Origin of the sequence: Acinetobacter sp. P1(2025), from assembly GCF_051390655.1 — a bacterium.
Lineage (GTDB): Bacteria > Pseudomonadota > Gammaproteobacteria > Pseudomonadales > Moraxellaceae > Acinetobacter > Acinetobacter junii.
The window spans coordinates 34570-52399 of record NZ_JBPKBJ010000018.1; the positions used below are offsets into that span (position 1 = coordinate 34570).

The following is a 17830-nucleotide window of genomic DNA, read 5'->3' on the forward strand; positions in this document are numbered from 1 at the left end:
ATACAACTGATTTATAATTGAATCTGATCAGTATAGTCTGTAAATTAAAATGTTCTTTTGATTGATTTGTTTGTTTTAAGCGTATCTTTTGTATAAAAACACGATAAAGATCAAAATGATGCTTTATCGTGTTTGATCGATCTATTCTAGGATTATCTTATTGGCGAATTTGACCATCACCAAATACAATCCATTTTTGTGATGTTAAGCCTTCTAAGCCAACTGGACCACGTGCATGAATTTTATCGGTTGAAATACCAATTTCGGCACCGAGACCATACTCAAAACCATCTGCAAAACGAGTCGAAGCATTGATCATGACTGAGCTTGAGTCTACTCGTGCAAGGAACTCACGCGCTAAACTGAAATTTTCAGTGATGATGGCATCAGTGTGATGTGAACCATATTTATTGATGTGATCAATCGCTTCATCCATGCCACTGACAACTTTAATCGCCAAGATTGGCCCCAAGTATTCTGTGTACCAGTCTTCTTCAGTCGCCGTTTTTACTGAATCGCCAAGAATACGTTGAGTTTCAGGGCAACCGCGTAGTTCAACTTGTTTTTCTGCGTAAAGTTCAGCAATACTCGGCAAGAACTCTTCTGCGATCACTTCATCGACTAAAAGTGTTTCCATCGCATTACACACACCATAGCGATGTGTTTTGGCATTTAATGCAATTGGTAATGCTTTTTGTAAATCAGCTTGAGCTTCAACAAATACATGGCAGTTGCCATCTAAGTGCTTAATCACAGGAATGCGAGCTTCATTGCTAATTCGTTCGATGAGGCTTTTACCACCACGTGGCACAATCACATCAACAAACTCAGTCATTGTGATCAAATGACCAACTGCAGCACGATCAGAAGTTTCAATAACTTGAACTGCATGTTCAGGTAACCCCGAAACCTGTAAACCATGTTGAATTGCTGTTGCAATCGCTTTATTGGATTCAAGTGCTTCAGAACCGCCACGTAAAATAATGGCATTTCCCGATTTTAAAGCTAATGATGCTGCTTCAAGTGTTACGTTTGGACGTGATTCATAAATCATTCCAATTACACCGAGCGGTACACGCATTTTTCCGAGTTGAATCCCTGAGGGGCGATAAGCAAGATCTGTGATTTCACCAATAGGATCGACCAAAGCAATGACATCTTTTAATCCTTGTAACATCCCTTTAAAACGAGCAGGGGTTAATTCCAAGCGATCTAAAAGCGCATTATCTAATTGGCGTTGGCGCCCATTTTCCATATCAATTTGATTGGCTGCTAAAATTTGCGCTTGGTTATTTTCCAAAGCCGTGTAAATAGCAGACAGTGCATGATTTTTCAAATGAGTGGATGCACTAGTTAAAACTCGAGACGCACGACGTGCCTGAGTACCAACCTGTTGCATATAGTTTTCAATAGAATCTTGCATAGCATTTTAACGATTGCATGTATTTATAATGATAGTAACAGTCAAATGAAGAACAATGAATAGCCTGAACTCATAATTCAAGAAATTATAAATTGTTAATTAGCGCAATTTTTCTTATATAAATGAGATGCACATGTTAAATATAAACCTTTGGTAAAATATTTTGCAAAAGATTATTGCTTTAAACAGGACGAGTGGTGAAGGAAATGATTGCGTATAAAACGTGCATTTGTATAGAATGAAAAATGTAGAGGATAAATGTAATACAAATTTTATAAATTTGTTAATTTGCAAGTAGAAATCGCCAAAAATGAGACTCTTGCAGCAGAAAAATAAACAAGGATGGAGGAAGGATATGAATTCCATTATCCAAATGGACTCGGATTTAAATCATACCTATACAGGTTTTGGTTTTTTCGACATTTACAATAAAAACAGTTTTAAACAACCAGCGCGTACAACATGGATAGATGGTTGGAAAATTGAATATATGGCAATTGCAGATCCTAAAACGATCAACAATACGCCAATTGTAATTGTCGGGGGCGCATTTCAAAACTTTAACTCTTATAAGTATTGTGTTGAGCAACTCTTTGAGAGTGGGCCTGTTATTTTAATCGACTTACCGTCAATGGGTGCAAATCAGCAGATTCGCAATGTTGATACAGGTGAGTCAGCTGGAATTTTAGAATTACCAGATTTGTCTAAGATGCTCGGTCAATGGCTTGATATCGTCGGAATTGAGAAAGTTTCCGTGATGGGAATGTCATTGGGTTCGGTTGTCGCATCATCATTTGCCTATCAACGACCGGAATTGGTTGACCGTATGGTATTGATGGGTGTGATGCAAAAGACCCGTAAAAGCTGGCGTATGCTACTTGAAGAATCACTTCACCTCATGCGAGAAGACCGCATGGAGGAGTTTGGTCAGGCGGTGATTTTGTACCTTGTAAATCATGCTAAGCTTGATAAAACGCGGATGTCTCCGACAGCTAAGCGCTTGTTCTTTAGACAGATGGCGGATTTTACCGCGACAGAGCGTGAGCGTTATGAAATCAACTGCAATCGTTTGTTGCGTTTAAGTGATGTACCTGTACCTCAATGTAAAACTTTGGTAGCTGCGGGACAGTACGATAGCTTTACTTTGCCTCACGAAAATGCTGATTTTGCGCTTCAGTGCGAGAACATGGAATTTGCTTTAATTGCAAATGCTGATCATGTGCCTCAATTGCAGCGTCGCAAAGAAACTATGAATTTGTTTACGTCCTTTTTAAAGGGTGAATCCATCGATAACCTTGATGGAATTATCACGATGACACGTGATCAAATGAAAAAAATTGAGCGTCGTGGTGAAGAGCGTATTCCTGTACTCAATCCCCATTCTAAGTTATCACATCGCCATGATGTGACAGAAGCGCCAGTAGAAATTGTTGATATTACTTTCTTTGGTGTTTACTTAAAGTTGGAACAACTTGAGCAGTTAGAGTTTGTGAAGCAACATCCACGTGATCTTGCATTGCATTTATCTGATGAAGAGGGCGATTTTAAAATCGAATGCTTAATCTTTGATGCAACTGAGCAAGGATTACGTATTTTATTTAAACATGGTAATTTTGAAGTTGCAGATCGTTTGCTTCGATTTATTGAACGTCAGAAACAAGCTTAATTATTGTAAAAAAAGAAGTGGTCTATATGACCACTTTTTTATTTTAAGAATTTGATGCTTTAATCATCCATACAAGATCACCTAAATGTTGTTCTGAGTTTTCCAACCTTACATTTTCAAAAAATTGTTTAGGCTGTTGTACGATAACTTGATGAAAACCTGCTTCGTGGAAAAAATGTTCAACTTCTTTTGGTGTTTTGAAATGAAAGCTAAAAGCGCTTCTCGACATCCATCTCAGTAATCTGCTGCTATTCCAAATAATTGTAGCTAGTTTATTTTGGGTGGGTTCGGGATAAAGGTCAGTGAGATAATGTAATTGTTTAAAATCACGACCATAATTGGCAATAGCTTGAATGAGTTGTTGTAGCAATGGTTTTTCAAAATAGTTGATTAAACCTTCACTGATCACAACCAAGGGGCGATGAGGATCAAAAACGGTAAAAGCAGAAGCAAAAGCTTCGGTAAATAAATCAACAGAAAGTACATCATCTGCATCGGTTTCAATTTGTTGTAGTGCCGCTTGTTTGGTGGCTGCCATATCAGGCAAATCCAATTCACGATAACAAATACTAGGGTGGTGCTGTCTAAACCACCATCCACGTGGTGATAATCCACACGCAATTTCAAGCACCTGAAGGTCTGGATACTTTTGAATAAGATCTTCTAAATGCTGATCAAGCATCGTATGGCGTTGTTTCAACGTTGTGCGCATACTGCCACCAACATATTTCTCAGCCCAGCTTTCGATTGGATGTACAAGCGCAGCCAGTGTTTTTCCTTTCGCCGTAGCAAAGACAGGATGAGAAATCCCCATTTGATACCAAATGTATCCCGTATAGTGCGCAGTAAATGAAATGTGGCGATGTTTTGAAAGTTGTTGTGTCATCTGTCCTAGACTCAATTCTTAATTTTATTCTATTTCCATGCACAACCTATTTGCGCGAGGATGTTGACCCATTCAATCCTGAACAGGTCAATCAGATGATGAGTTAAATCATCTTTTATTTATCGCAAGTTAAAACGAATTCTTAAACTCTTCAATGACTTTTCTGACGTTGTTCCAATTTTCATCTAACACGAGTGTAGTACCCACTTCGATATTTGGAATTTTACCGCGCATACGTTCTAAACGTTGTTGATTTGGTAAAGCCAATGTTCCAATACCATCTAAGGCGATACATGCAGCTGCACGGTCATTACACACCAACCCCATGTCACAACCTGCATTTAATGCTGCTTGAATACGCGCATCTGCACCACCTGCAACACATGCGGCTTGCATGCTTAAGTCATCAGAAAATAGTACACCATCAAATTTTAGTTCTTGGCGTAAAATCTGTTGTAACCAAAATGGAGAAAAGCCTGCTGGATTTGGATCAACTTGATCATAAATCACATGTGCAGGCATAAGAGCATCTAATTGGGGCATAAGCTGAATAAAGCTTTGCATATCTTTGTCATAAATTTCTTGATATGAGCGACTATCAATTGCAGCTGCAACATGCGAATCGGCTTTGACTGAGCCGTGACCAGGGAAGTGTTTGCCTGTAGTTGCCATGCCTGCTTTTTTCATACCACGCATAAAGGCAGATGCAAGAGGTACTATATCTTGCATATTTTTAGCAAAACCACGATCACCAATCACATCACTAATGTCATTTAGATCCAGTACAGGTGCGAAACTGAAGTCAATACCTACAGCCAGTACTTCAGTTGCCATCAACCAACCACATTGCTCAGCCAAAGTAACGGCTTGTTCTGGCTGATCTAAGTAACGTTCTCCAAGTCTTCCCATTGCAGGAAGTAGGGTGAAACCTTGTCTTAAACGTTGAACACGTCCACCTTCTTGATCTACAGCAATCAAAATGTCAGGGCGAACTTGTCGCATATGATCGGTTAAAGCACGTACTTGTTGAGGTGATTCAATATTTCGAGCAAATAAAATCATTCCACCGACTTGCGGTGCTTGTAATAGTTCAATATCTTCTTGTGTAAGTTCTGTGCCAGCAATATCTAGCATCAATGCGCCGATCATATAGATTCCGTTTGAATTTTGATGTAAAAAACGATAGATAAATTGTGCAATGATTTGCTACATTTTGTCAGTACAGAATATGATAAAACTACATGATATTGATGATAAATACTTGTTGGTCATTTATTTAACACAGCCGATAAGTAGACACATTGGTTAAAAACGAATGAAATATGTTCATCTCGATTCGATCAGCGTGTAATAATTGCCATATCCAAGGAAGTACCAAAATTTTATGAAACTTCAAATGATAGCGTGTGCAGTTGCAATAGCGACTGGTGGATTATTTTTCTCTCATACTGTAAATGAGGCATTTGCAGCGACAGAGTCGCCAGTCGTTTCGACGGTAATTAAACCTTCACAAGAACAAGCATTAGTCGCACGCCAGTTAGCAACACTCGTTGATCGCCAGCATTATTTAAATATGCGTTTAGATGCGGCAACATCTAATCGTATTTTGGATATGTATTTGGATAGTTTAGATCCAGATCATTCTTTATTTTTAAGCAGTGAAGTTGAAGACTATAAAAATAAATATGGCTCAAGTTTTGGTAGTGCTTTAAAAGCTGGGAACTTGACTGGACCATATGCCATTCATGCTCAATATCGTGAACGTTTAAAGCAGTTTTATGAGTACATGTTGGCAGAGTTGAAGAAGCCACAAAACTTAAATCAAAAAGATGTTTATCTTGAGATTGATCGTGAAAAAGCGCCGTATTTCAAAACATCGGCAGAGCAACAAAATCATTGGCAGAAAATGCTAGTTTCACAGTTGATCAATTTGACGATCAGCAAAGAAGAAGAGCAAGCGAAGCAAAAGGCACTAAAGGCAAATCCTTCTCTCGCCAATGGTCAAGATTTGACGGGTCCAGAAGACCTCACGCCAGTTCAAACACTCACTAAGCGTTATACACGTCAGTTAGAAAGAATAGGTCGTGTAAAAAGTGATGATGTTTTAGACAAAACTCTAAATGCAATGTTGGCGACCTATGATCCACATAGCAATTACTATCCACCAATTGATGCAATGGAGTTGAATCGTCAGACAACTTTGCAGTTGGAGGGAATTGGTGTATCGATTCGTCCTGAACGTGGCAATGAAGATTACACCAAAATTGAAACCATCGTAGAAGGTGGACCAGCAAGTAAATCTGGTCAAGTCAAATCAGGCGATCGTATTATTGGCGTAGCCCAAGATGGCGAAAAAATGGTTGATGTTATTGGTTGGCCGAGTTCAGAAATTGTTGGTCTGATTCGTGGTAAACGTGGAACAAAAGTCGTTGTGCGCTTACTTGGTCCAGGCGCATCCATGAGTCAGGCTCGTAACGTTACTTTAGTGCGTGATGTCATCCAAGAAGAAGATGCAGGTGTTCGTTCACGTACCGTTGAAATCAATCGAGATGGCAAAAAGCATGTATTTGGTGTCATAGAAATTCCATCATTCTATTTTGATTATCGTTCACGTCGTGCTGGTGCTGAATATCGTTCTGTGTCTGAAGATACTGCAAAAGCGTTTGAATCATTAAAAGCACAAAAAGTGGAAGGTGTGTTAGTCGATCTGCGTAATGATCCAGGTGGTTCTTTAGAAGAAGTTGCTCGTATGCTTGGACAAGTGATTAAGTCTGGACCAGTGGTACAAATCAGAGATGGCAACGGTAATGTGAATGTCTTTGAAGATACCGATGGGGGTGAGCAAATTTATGCAGGACCTATGGCAGTTCTAGTTAATTTAGCATCTGCATCTGCAAGTGAAATTTACTCTGCAGCGATCCAAGATTATGAGCGCGGTATCATTATTGGTAGTACTACCACAGGTAAAGGTACAGCCCAAGTTCAACTAGATTCTTTGGCACATGGTCAGGCGACCTTAACACAGCGTAAGTTTTATCGCGTTACAGGTGGAAGTACTCAAAATAAAGGCGTGATTCCTGATATTAAATTGGTCGATATTTATAACGATGAATTTGGTGAGCGTAAAGCTAAGAATGCCTTAAAGTGGGATACCATTCCTACTGCGCCATTTAAACGTGAAGGTTCAGTCCAGCCGTATACAGTGAAGTTAACTCAGTTATCTCAGCAACGTGTAGCACTTGATCCGCAGTTTAAGTATTTAGAAGAGCGTAAAGCAATTTCACAAAAAACAGCTGATCAAAAGAAAGTAGTATTGGATATTGATCAACGTCGAGCGGAATTGATAAATCTTGAGAAGCAAACTTTAGATGCAGAAAACCAACGTCGTAAAGCGACTGGACAGGCTCCTTATGCAAATTGGGAAAGTTATCAAGCTTCAATTGATGCTTTGGTTGAGTCACGTGCAAAAATGAAAGCTCATCTTCGTCCATCGCTACCAGAGGAAGAAACTTTTATTACTGAAGCTGCAAATGTCTTATTGGATTATGCAAAATTGCAAGGTCGATAATCTTTAAATGTCATAGAAAGAAGCCCTGATCATCAGGGCTTCTTTTGTATTACTCGGCAGCTTTATTATTTACCCGAATCCAGATCTGGCTGCGGCCCAATACTGATACCCCAACATAACCACGTAAATGTAAACGTTGTCCATTTGAGCTGAGTTTTGCTGTCAAGCTATACATTCTTCCGCTATTAGGGTCTAAAATCTTTCCACCTGTATAAGTACTCTCTTTTTTGTGCTTAAGTTTGGTAATGACATTTAATCCCAATATCGGCTTATTTGTATAAGGTGCTGGGCAACCAGTACATAATTCTTTCGGTGTGTAACCTGTACGAGGCGTGATTTTTATGATTTTGCCTGTGAAAGTACCATTTGCCTCTTGAGTAATTTCAACTTGTCCTTTGGGTGCTCCCGTAAGATCATCCACACTTTGCCAGATCCCCGTAATATCTTGAGCAAAAGCGAAATGGCTAAGACTAAATAAAATGAAAAATGTAATAACTTTTTTATACATGTTTGAGCCTCTCAGCCATGATTGTTGTTTAGCTATTATTTCGGATTACTAACAATAGATTCAATCATTATTTTACAATTGTGAATTATTTTAATATTTGAAATTTCAATGATTTTTTACTAGAAATAAAAAAGCCTCATGATGATTAAATGATCATTAATGAGGCTTTTTTAGTGCTGAACCGTAGTCTTAAATAAGTTGTAATATGGGAATAGATGCTCGATATTCTTCAAGATTTAATCATTACGGATCCAAATTTGATTACGACCAAGAGCAGAAACACCGAGGTATCCACGTAAGTGTAATCGTTTTCCATTTGCACTTAATTTTGCTTTCATACTGTAAATCTTGCCCGTATTTGGATCAAGAATACGACCATTGGTATAGTTCAAACCTTCACCATGCTTTAAACCTGTTACCACATCCATACCTAAAATAGGTTTGTTGGTATATGGCGCTGGACAGTTTACACAAGTTTCCTTAGGTGTATATCCTGCACGAGGTGTAATTTTGATGACTTTTCCTGAATATGTGCCATTCGCTTCTTCACGAATTTCAATCAATGCTTTAGGTGCGCCAGTTTTGTCATCTATACTTTGCCAAATTCCTGTAATGTCATTTGCAAATGAAAAACTGCTGATCACTGATAAAAATAATGCACCTATAAGTTGTTTGCCCATCATTAAAAATCCTTTTAACGTTTGATATTCCATTATGTAGGATTTGTGACAACTAGTTCAATCTTTATGTGATATTTGCGGCAAATTTTAAGATAAAGACAAGATAAATGTAGGCAGCCAAATCGCTGTAAATACTCCGTTTACAGCCATACCAAAAGCAGCATAGCGTCCAGTGACAGGACCACGTTGCCAAGCTTGTGCTGTACCAATTGCATGTGCAGCTAAACCTAAAGCCAAACCTGATGCACGTTCATCATGAATATGCTTCAGAATCCATGGAGAAAATGCAGCACCAATCACGCCAGATAGAATTACGATCAAGGTCACCATCATTAAAGGAGCATGCAATAAGGTTGCAATATTTAATGCTATAGGCGTAGTGACTGCACGAGTTGCAAATGCCAAGATTGTCGGCTCAGACATATGCAAAAGATATGCAAGTCCCATTGGTAAAGCGACCGCACTGATACTTGCAAAACATAAAATACCGAGCATAGACTTGAGAGGTAAATCGTCATAGCGCATTGCAGCCAATGGAATTGCTAAGGCAACGGTGACATAACCTAGTAAATGATTAAAAACATCATTTACACTTTTCATGTATTGCTCGTAGGGGATTCCTAAGACAGCCAGAAAACCAATCACGATAAACATCGCAAAGACAATCAGTGGAATTTGTGGCATACGTTTATTCAGTGGTTTGGCGATCAGATAGCTAACTAACGTGATTATAAAGCCATAAATAATCATGAACATATTTAGAGACTCCTATAACCAGCGTTTTGCCATTTTTGCGTAAATCCACAATGGCAATAAAGTACTGAGAGTTAATACAAACAAAAACATTGGAATTTCTTTGCCCAAATGTACCAACATAATCAATGAACCAGCACAAATAGGAAGAAAGGCGAAAGCACTCTCTTTCATAATCTTGTTATTGGTGTCAATGAGACGATTCGAGATTTTTCTGAAACGTCTCCATATTAATAATGTGACCAATAAACCTATAAGACCTACTAAATTACCTAATTCAGGATGGTGAAAGACTTTGGTAATTGCAACAGCACCTTCACGAAACACAATAATTAACAGGATCGTGCAAAACCAAGCTGTCCAATCTATATCTTTCATTTCTCTTAAACTCGTATCTATATTCTCAAGGTCGCTGTTAATGCGATATGGTGGTGTCATTTAGCTCAAACTCTTCCAATGGTCGTTGGAAAAGAGTCGCTTTTTGTCCCAGAATTTCATCGAATGGCAAATGAGCTTGTTTAATAAGCTGCTCAAGTTTATTGGGTGCCATACACACGGTTAACTGTAAATTACCTTGTTCATCATAATGTTCAGATTGAATAACATTCAGAGTGTATAGCTGAGTGCGTAGTTTACCGTAGGCAGGTTTAAGAACTAAATCGAAGTGTTGTAACTGTCCCATAAGGCATTGTTGAACAGCTTGACTCAATAATTCAAGTCCTTGTCCTGAATGTGCTGAGACATAAACTCGATCTGGAACATCGGGGGCTTTGTAGATGATTTTTGCTGCATCACCGCTGAGATCAATTTTATTATAGACATGCAAAATAGGGGCATCTGCTCCGATTTCTTTTAACACGCTTTCAACGGCTTCAATTTGTTCATCCATATTGGGACTACTGCTATCAATAACATGTAATAGCAATGTTGCTTCCAAAGTTTCTTCTAAGGTTGCTTTGAAAGATTCAACTAAGTCGTGTTGAAGATTGCGGACAAAACCAACTGTATCAGCTAAAACAACGGTACCGATACCATCCCATTCCAAACGTCTTAAAGTTGGGTCTAAGGTTGCAAATAATTGATCTGCTGCATAGACATCACTTTTTGCCAAGATGTTAAATAAAGTCGATTTTCCAGCATTGGTATAACCGACTAAAGAAATGGTCGGTATCGCCGCTTTCTGACGTGCCGCACGACCTTGTAATCGAGTCTGTTGAACTTTAACTAACTTATCTTTGAGTTGAGTAATTCGAACACGAATCAGGCGACGATCTGTTTCTAATTGTGATTCACCTGGACCTCGAAGACCAATACCACCTTTTTGCTGTTCTAAATTTCCAGTGAAACCGCGAATTAAGCGAGTGGATAAGTGTTTGAGTTGTGCAAGTTCAACTTGAAGTTTACCTTCGTGTGTACGGGCACGTAAGGCGAAAATATCTAAAATAAGTCCAGTGCGATCAATTACACGACATTTCAGGATGCGTTCCAAATTCCGTTCTTGAGCAGGAGAGAGTGAATGGTCAAAAATGACTAACTCAGCTTCTAATTCTTGTACCAACTCAGCAATTTCATCTACCTTACCGGAACCAATAAAGAATTTAGGATCTGGTTTATTTCTTTGCACAGAAATATGTTCAAGAATTTCTGCACCTGCGGATTGTGCGAGCAATTGGAACTCTTCAGCATCAAGGTCATCGAGCATTTGAACAGAGATACTAACTAAAACTGCTCGCTCACCACTTTGTCGCTGTGTAATATTTTCCACGCTGTATCTTATCCTAGGCATTGAACTCCTATTCTAGAATAAACTTCAACGAAAGGGCAAAAAGTTAGACTGTTTATATGAGATTACGACGTAATAGCTCAATAAAACCAATCAGGGTGCCCATATATAGAATTGACCAACCTAGAAACATTTTAAGAGCGTATCCATAAGAAATTTTAACGTCTTCGTGGTGAGTGCTCATTTCGGGAGTCATAATCTTACCTTTTGATCAGTTATTTCGATTTATTTATGATAATTAATCTGTTTATTCATTTAAAATTGAAAAAAATTATCTCCACGTTCGCTTTTTGTCATCAATGAAACTTTTATCCAAAGATATTTGCGTGATATAACAAGTTAATAACATGCAGACTTGCATACGGTTTTAGTGATTTATGACTCAAGAAACAGCAGCAGTTACTGGTACACCTTTAAATTTGTTATCAAAATTTAGTTTATACAGTAGAAAATTGGCTTCGGGCTTAGAAACGATTGGTGAAGGTTTTTATCTCATTTATCGTCACGGCTTATATAAAGATCCTAATAACCCTGTTAACACACGTTATGTACAGTATTTTTGTCGACGTTTATGCGAGGTTTTCAATATTGAGGTACAAGTTCATGGAACTATTCCTCGTGAGCCAGCGCTTTGGGTGAGCAATCATATCTCATGGTTAGATGTAGCGGTGCTTGGTTCAGGTGCTCGCATTTTCTTTTTGGCAAAAGCTGAAGTTGAGAAATGGCCAATTTTAGGCAATCTTGCAAAGGGCGGTGGAACACTTTTTATTAAACGTGGTTCAGGTGATTCTCTCCGAATTAAAGAACAGATCACTGAGTTTTTGAAAAAAGATATTCCTGTTCTTTTTTTCCCAGAAGCCACCACGACAGATGGTCGTAAAGTCAAAAAAGTTCATGGTCGATTATTGGGGGCAGCGATTGAAGCTCAGCGCCCTGTGCAGATTTGCGTGATTTGCTATGTCAACCAACAAGGTGAATTGGACATGATCGCACCTTTTATTGGTGAAATGTCTTTTGCAGAGCATGTACAAAGAGTTTTGGAAATGCCTCAAGTCACGGCTCACTTACTAACTTTACCTGCAATTCCTGTAACTGGACATACAGTCGATACACTGACCAAAGAAGTTGATCAAAAGATGAGAGAGGGACTTGCTGAGTTACATCGTAAGGTATTAAAAGTGATGCCTGACAGCGATGTTACATAAAGCCTTCTATAGGTAGCCATGACAGGAATTTTACACCAGCTTTTTGCCACCATTTCATTCGAGGCTCTTTGGTGTGATTAATCATGCCTTCATTAGTTTGACGTTGCCAATTAATTTTTTTGTTAGCATCTAACACTAATTTATATGCATACTTGCTTAAGTTTTGATCCATCGTGTTATGAACAGCTTGGGCTAGAGGTGGGCTATTTAATAAAACTCCGATTTCTGTATTGAGATAAGCTGAGCGTGGATCGAAATTAAAGGAGCCAATAAATACCTGTTTTTCATCTAAAGCCATCAGTTTGGCATGTAAACTTGAACGGCTTAAACCTTTCATATTGACCTTGGCTTTTTTTGCCAAATCATCGGTATGCTTATCCAAATCTTCTTTGTCTAAAGCTGGCACAAATTCATAAAGTTGAACGCCGTCTTCAAGCAATCTCTGACGATACTTACCATAAAAAGCGTGTACTACAGCGACATCATTGGCTTTAAAAGAGTTCGTTAGAACTCTAACCTTGACACCACTTTGCGCTAAGTCGCCTAATGTTTTCGCACCCTTTTTTTCTGGAACGAAATAAGCAGAGATCAAGTCGATATTTTTTTCAGGTTTTTCTAGGTGATTAATCAGCTGAAAGTTTAAATGTTCATGCTTTTTTGCTTTTGATTTCACTTTGTCGGGAGAGTCTTTTACTACTTCAGCTTTAACCCAGTCTAATGCAATCTCGCGATTCATTAGTGACGTGATCGCGGTGGATTCGCTGGTTAAATCAAGATAATTCTGCACCGTTGATTTTTTATAGTGATCATCTAATTGTTGTTTTAAGCTTTCGTAGCTTAAGCGATGTGATTTAGGATTGACGATTTCTCTAACATCATAAGCATATTCATGATTCCAGTAATCATCAAAAGATTGGGAAATATCATTGACTGCCGTACCGAAAAGCATCACATCAACATCAGAGAACTGATAACTATCACTAACATTGTAGTACTGATTTGTCATATTTCGACCACCGATCAGGGCAACTTGATGGTCTGTAATAAAGCTCTTATTGTGCATCCGACGGTTAATACGTTTTAAGTCAAAAATCATATCTAAGGCACGATATTTGCGAAAACGATATGGATTAAATAATTTAACTTGAATATTAGGATGCTGTGCTAAGGCGAGGAAAATCCCTTCAGTTTGTTTGGCATTATTATCATCAATCAATAAGCGTACTTTGACGCCGCGATCCGCTGCTCGAATCAGTGCATGTAAGGCGAGTGCACCGACTTTGTCATTATCCCAAATATAATATTGAAGATCTAAAGTTTTTTCAGCTTTATCAATTAAACTTAGACGAGCCGCCAATGCTTCTAAAGGTTCAAAAAGAACATGATACCCAGTCAAATTTGGGTTTTGTTGCTGTAAAGGCTCGATGATTTGAGCTAAAGTGGTTTCTGAAGTGTCAATAGGTTCTACGGCAACTGAAGCTGTAGGCAAGGTTTTATGTTCAGGTAAGGTACTACAGCCACTAACGCCGATCGCAATACTGCAATAAATCGCAAGCATAGTTTTATTGTAAGTAGTTGTACTTATATGTATATGCTGACTATTTATCTGAGAAAATTGCGTCATAATTATTACTGATTAAATGTTGTGCTTGAGTATAGCATTTCATCAAAAAAGATAAATATAAGCATGCTGTCCTTGGGTGAGGTTGATGAAGTCTGTAATGTATAGTTCAGATACAGTTATTATTATTTTCTATGCTATTTTTGCACTTCTAGCACTTTGGGGATTAATTCAAGCTTGGATCCATCAATCTCGGACTGAAACCATACATCCTTTTAAAGCATTTATTCATTTATTAGCCTTTTATTTATCCTATTTGTTAATTCCGCTTTGGTTTTTTAGCTTATATGCAGGTTGGTCTGACTATTATAGTTTGCACCAAAGTACTTTCGTATTTTTATTGAGTAGTTTGTTAATTTACGCTCGATTTATTGAACCTCATATTGTTCAAGTGAAGCACCATCAATATCGGTTGCACCCAGACCGTGAATTTACTAAGCCTGTAAAATTGGCAGTGGTTGCAGACATGCATGTTGGATTATTTTCAGGACATGAACGCCAATTAAAAACCATCGTCAAAAAACTGAATCAGCAACAACCAGACCTTGTTGTCGTTGCAGGTGATTGGACTTATGAGCCTGAAAATAGATTGGTTCAAGAGTTAGCAATTTTGCGTGAAATCCATGCGCCAGTTTATTCAGTACCTGGTAATCATGATGAGCAATATCCTGGACCACCGATTCAAGCGTTGTTGAAACAAGCATTAGAACACAATGATGTTATAGATATAGAAGGTAAGATTGTTGAGTTTGATGAGTTTCGATTGATCGGTGTTGGAGATCTTTGGGCAGGTAAAGCGAACATGCGATACATGCCTGAATTACCACAGAATAAACCATGGCTAATATTGTCTCATAACCCTGATACCGTAGATATGGTTCCAGAATTGCCTACACGACCTTTGATGGTTTCTGGACATACTCATGGTGGGCAAATTGAATTGCCGTGGATTACTAATTATATTATGAAGCGAGTCTCGATTTTAGGGCATAAAAAGGGCTTTTATACCCACGAACATGCTGATGTATTTGTGACCGTAGGTACAGGTATGGTTGGTGTACCATTTCGATTCCGAGTTCCACCGACAATAGATATCATTGTGCTAAAATAAAAAAGCCAACATTACAGTTGGCTTTTCTCAGTAAATTTTAATTTAAGGAATAATAATAATCGCTACACGACGATTACTAGCTCGATTTTCATCTGATGTGTTAGGTACGAAAGGTTGATTTGAACCACGACCAATCACATTTAAATTTGTTTGTTTAAAGCCTTCGTTCAAGAAAATGCCTGCAACACTTTGAGCTCGCTCTTCAGAAAGCTTCTGATTGTATTCAGGGTTTCCAATATCATCTGTATGACCCACGATTTTCAGTTTTTGTAGATCATACTTGTTAAGTTGTTTGGCCAAGCGAACAATTTCTTTGCCATTCTCAGGTTTAATATCTGATTTATTAAAATCAAAAAGTAATCGTTCAGGTAATCCTAAGCTCCAGCCTTCTTCTGTCAGCACAAAGCCTTCTTTTTTTAACATTTTGACCTGACGATACTTCAATGGACCAAAACTCAAGCAGCCAGCCAATGTTAGGCAGAGTAACGCTATAAATGAAATTTTAATGGTTTGAGCGCGCATAACATGTCCTAAATTTCTGGTTTATATAAAAACCAATGAGGGATTAAATTTTTAGCTTTATACATCGCTTGATCTGCTTGCATTACCAAATCTTCTGGATTCTCTGCATATTGGGAGAAAGCGATACCTAAGCTAAAACCAAAGTGAATAATTTCACCGTTAAAATCTAAAGGCTCCTTACAACTTGCGAGTAAACCTTCAGCAATCGCTTCGAGATGATCAGCGTGATGAATTGAATGCAAAATAATCGCAAACTCATCACCACCTAAGCGAGCAATAAAATCTTCTTGTCTGACAGATTGTTTTAAACGTAGAGCCATTTCTCTTAAAACAGCATCACCTGCTAAGTGCCCATAACGATCATTGATCACTTTAAACTTATTGTTATCAATAAAAATTAAAGCAGAATTTTCTCTATAACTTGGATTTTCAAAGATATTCAATAATTCTTCATAGAAAAAATGACGATTAGGTAGTGTCGTAAGTTGATCGTGATGAGCTTTGAAGGATAACTGCCTGTTTTCTTTCTGTAGGTTCGTATTCCAAATTTGAATTTCCTCTAATAGCTCATTAAATACATTGTTCAAATTTTGGAATTCTTTAATGTGATTATTAGGAAATCTTAAGTTATAAGCTTTTTGATCACTGACTAGCTGAGCAATATGTGTAAGTGGTTTGATTGCTTGCATAATTTGACGATAAGTTAAATTGACTGACCAAAGTAATGCAATCACGATAAAAAACATTGAAATGGCTAAACCAATAATAATCGTCTTTAAAAAGTGAACAATATTTTCTGAGCTACCATAAAGAACCAATTCTCCGACCTTCTTTTGGTGGTGGAAAATCATCAGTTTAATTGGATCATGCAGGAACCATTCATCCAACATTTTTTGTAAAAAAGACGTACTGGCTATTTTTTTTGTACTTTCTGCTAACAATTGTTGTTGTGGATCATAAACATGAATACTACGTATGGCGTGTTCGGTTGTGTAATCCTTTAAAATTTGATCAATTGCCCCTTTATCCTTAAACACGACTGCTGGTTGAATCCGTTCAATAACCGTTTGGCTTAACAACTGCAGATTTTGTTTGGCGTAGGTTTCCATTGTAAACATAGAAATCGTAGCGAAAGTACATGAGCAAATCACAAAAGTAATAGCAAAAATAGTAAATTGAGATTTACGGAATAATGCATGTAATGAAGTAGATTGATATAAATTTGAAATCACTTTAACTACTCCGTGTTCTTCGCCAAGATTAAGACTCGAGGGTCGATGTGAACCTTGGAATAACTTAATGCATCCAAATTAACTTTAAACGTAGGAAATGATTTTCTATTGTAAAGACAAAAAATACTGCCTATTTCACAAGCAGGATTATTGGTACTAAGTGAAAGTAAATAGCGAGATGGATAAGACTGAATTAAAGATTGTTGTTGTTGAGGTGAGGTATTTGAAAAATACGCCACATGACATTCTGTTCTAGGAAATTCTTTTGTATTAACAGATTGAACCTGATAGTCGTAAGTGAGCAGCTTAATACTCGTTTGAAATTGATTGGCTGCTTCTGGATTATCTAAAACACAAATCACGGGTTTAGATGTGTTCGGCCATTTAGTATAATTTAATATAGTTAACGTCAGTTCATAAAAGGTATGATTTGAAAGGGCGTAACTGAGCTGACCTATAGTTATTGAAACTATAAGCAATATAAATTGAGCCGTTGCATGCAAAAACCGTACTTTCAATCAAAAAAAACCAAAAATGTGAACCAAGAGGCACATTCTACTGGAGTTAATTGTTTAAAAAAAGTTCTTAATACTAAATCTAAATGATAAAAAATTACTATTTAGTCTAAAAAGTGTTCTGTTGAATAAGTTTTTTTTGGAAAGGTATTGCAAGCGATTAGAAATGCTGTAGAATGCACATCCATCGGCGGTGATGCGGATAAAAACTTGTTGAGAAACAAGGATTTGGCTAAAGTAGTTAGATTCTTGAGTTGGTTGATAAGTTTTAAAAATATCTAAATTACCTGTTGACTTTAAAGAAATTTAGAGTAATATAGCCGACCTAGCTTGATGATGACGAATCATCGAGAAGAT

At 37.7% G+C, this 17830-nt stretch carries 16 protein-coding genes; 4 read left to right on the plus strand and 12 right to left on the minus strand.

Going from position 1 to position 17830, the window contains the following annotated elements:
• Positions 1-157 precede the first annotated feature (157 nt).
• Positions 158-1423 (minus strand): glutamate-5-semialdehyde dehydrogenase, encoded by a 1266-nt coding sequence (locus ACSC97_RS06620; RefSeq protein ID WP_039048171.1) that lies wholly within the window; start codon positions 1421-1423, stop codon positions 158-160.
• A gap of 355 nt (positions 1424-1778) precedes the next feature.
• Here ACSC97_RS06620 and ACSC97_RS06625 point away from each other — a divergent pair, with 355 nt between their 5' ends.
• Entirely contained in the window at positions 1779-3089 is a 1311-nt protein-coding gene (locus ACSC97_RS06625; protein WP_125299767.1) for an alpha/beta fold hydrolase, read from the plus strand.
• A gap of 43 nt (positions 3090-3132) precedes the next feature.
• Here the strand turns inward: ACSC97_RS06625 and ACSC97_RS06630 are convergent, their stop codons facing one another.
• Together ACSC97_RS06630 and nagZ are read right to left on the minus strand one after the other, a co-directional pair.
• Positions 3133-3975, minus strand: coding sequence for a class I SAM-dependent methyltransferase (locus ACSC97_RS06630; RefSeq protein ID WP_436660008.1), 843 nt, complete (start codon positions 3973-3975; stop codon positions 3133-3135).
• A 129-nt stretch (positions 3976-4104) separates the two neighbouring features.
• Entirely contained in the window at positions 4105-5124 is a 1020-nt protein-coding gene (nagZ, locus tag ACSC97_RS06635; RefSeq protein ID WP_004951937.1) for a beta-N-acetylhexosaminidase, read from the minus strand.
• A gap of 235 nt (positions 5125-5359) precedes the next feature.
• Between nagZ and ACSC97_RS06640 the strand changes: the two genes are divergently transcribed.
• Positions 5360-7543, plus strand: coding sequence for a carboxy terminal-processing peptidase (locus ACSC97_RS06640; protein WP_436660010.1), 2184 nt, complete (start codon positions 5360-5362; stop codon positions 7541-7543).
• Positions 7544-7592: 49 nt separating this feature from the next.
• Here ACSC97_RS06640 and ACSC97_RS06645 read toward each other — a convergent pair whose 3' ends face one another.
• From ACSC97_RS06645 to hflX, 5 genes are all read right to left on the minus strand, one after another.
• Positions 7593-8051: a DUF2147 domain-containing protein gene (locus tag ACSC97_RS06645; RefSeq protein ID WP_436660012.1), complete on the minus strand. Its 459-nt coding sequence runs from the start codon at positions 8049-8051 to the stop codon at positions 7593-7595.
• 236 nt (positions 8052-8287) lie between these two features.
• Entirely contained in the window at positions 8288-8731 is a 444-nt protein-coding gene (locus ACSC97_RS06650) for a DUF2147 domain-containing protein (protein ID WP_420481976.1), read from the minus strand.
• Between the two features lie 87 nt (positions 8732-8818).
• Positions 8819-9487: an LrgB family protein gene (locus ACSC97_RS06655; protein ID WP_004909187.1), complete on the minus strand. Its 669-nt coding sequence runs from the start codon at positions 9485-9487 to the stop codon at positions 8819-8821.
• A gap of 12 nt (positions 9488-9499) precedes the next feature.
• A complete protein-coding gene (locus tag ACSC97_RS06660) occupies positions 9500-9862 on the minus strand; it encodes a hypothetical protein (protein ID WP_005403212.1) in 363 nt (120 codons plus the stop codon).
• Positions 9863-9899: 37 nt separating this feature from the next.
• Positions 9900-11249 carry a ribosome rescue GTPase HflX gene (gene hflX, locus ACSC97_RS06665; protein WP_004951954.1) on the minus strand — a complete coding sequence of 450 codons (1350 nt, stop codon included), beginning with the start codon at positions 11247-11249 and terminating at the stop codon, positions 9900-9902.
• Positions 11250-11644: 395 nt separating this feature from the next.
• Between hflX and ACSC97_RS06670 the strand changes: the two genes are divergently transcribed.
• Complete coding sequence (locus ACSC97_RS06670) at positions 11645-12472, plus strand: lysophospholipid acyltransferase family protein (protein ID WP_005403210.1); 828 nt, start codon at positions 11645-11647, stop codon at positions 12470-12472.
• Here the strand turns inward: ACSC97_RS06670 and ACSC97_RS06675 are convergent.
• A complete protein-coding gene (locus ACSC97_RS06675; protein ID WP_227540274.1) occupies positions 12465-14030 on the minus strand; it encodes a phospholipase D family protein in 1566 nt (521 codons plus the stop codon). The two genes, ACSC97_RS06670 and ACSC97_RS06675, sit on opposite strands and share 8 nt — an antisense overlap.
• A gap of 163 nt (positions 14031-14193) precedes the next feature.
• Between ACSC97_RS06675 and ACSC97_RS06680 the strand changes: the two genes are divergently transcribed.
• Positions 14194-15204 (plus strand): metallophosphoesterase, encoded by a 1011-nt coding sequence (locus ACSC97_RS06680; protein ID WP_436660017.1) that lies wholly within the window; start codon positions 14194-14196, stop codon positions 15202-15204.
• Positions 15205-15246: 42 nt separating this feature from the next.
• On the opposite strand, the gene ACSC97_RS06685 is transcribed toward ACSC97_RS06680, so the two are convergent.
• The 3 genes from ACSC97_RS06685 to ACSC97_RS06695 are packed head-to-tail and all read right to left on the minus strand — an operon-like array spanning position 15247 to position 17437.
• Complete coding sequence (locus ACSC97_RS06685; RefSeq protein ID WP_004964195.1) at positions 15247-15726, minus strand: OmpA family protein; 480 nt, start codon at positions 15724-15726, stop codon at positions 15247-15249.
• Positions 15727-15734: 8 nt separating this feature from the next.
• The gene (locus ACSC97_RS06690; RefSeq protein WP_004951965.1) at positions 15735-16958 is read right to left on the minus strand and encodes a diguanylate cyclase domain-containing protein; all 1224 of its coding nucleotides are present in this window, start codon (positions 16956-16958) and stop codon (positions 15735-15737) included.
• A 5-nt stretch (positions 16959-16963) separates the two neighbouring features.
• The gene (locus ACSC97_RS06695) at positions 16964-17437 is read right to left on the minus strand and encodes a YfiR family protein (RefSeq protein WP_436660019.1); all 474 of its coding nucleotides are present in this window, start codon (positions 17435-17437) and stop codon (positions 16964-16966) included.
• Positions 17438-17830 lie beyond the last annotated feature (393 nt).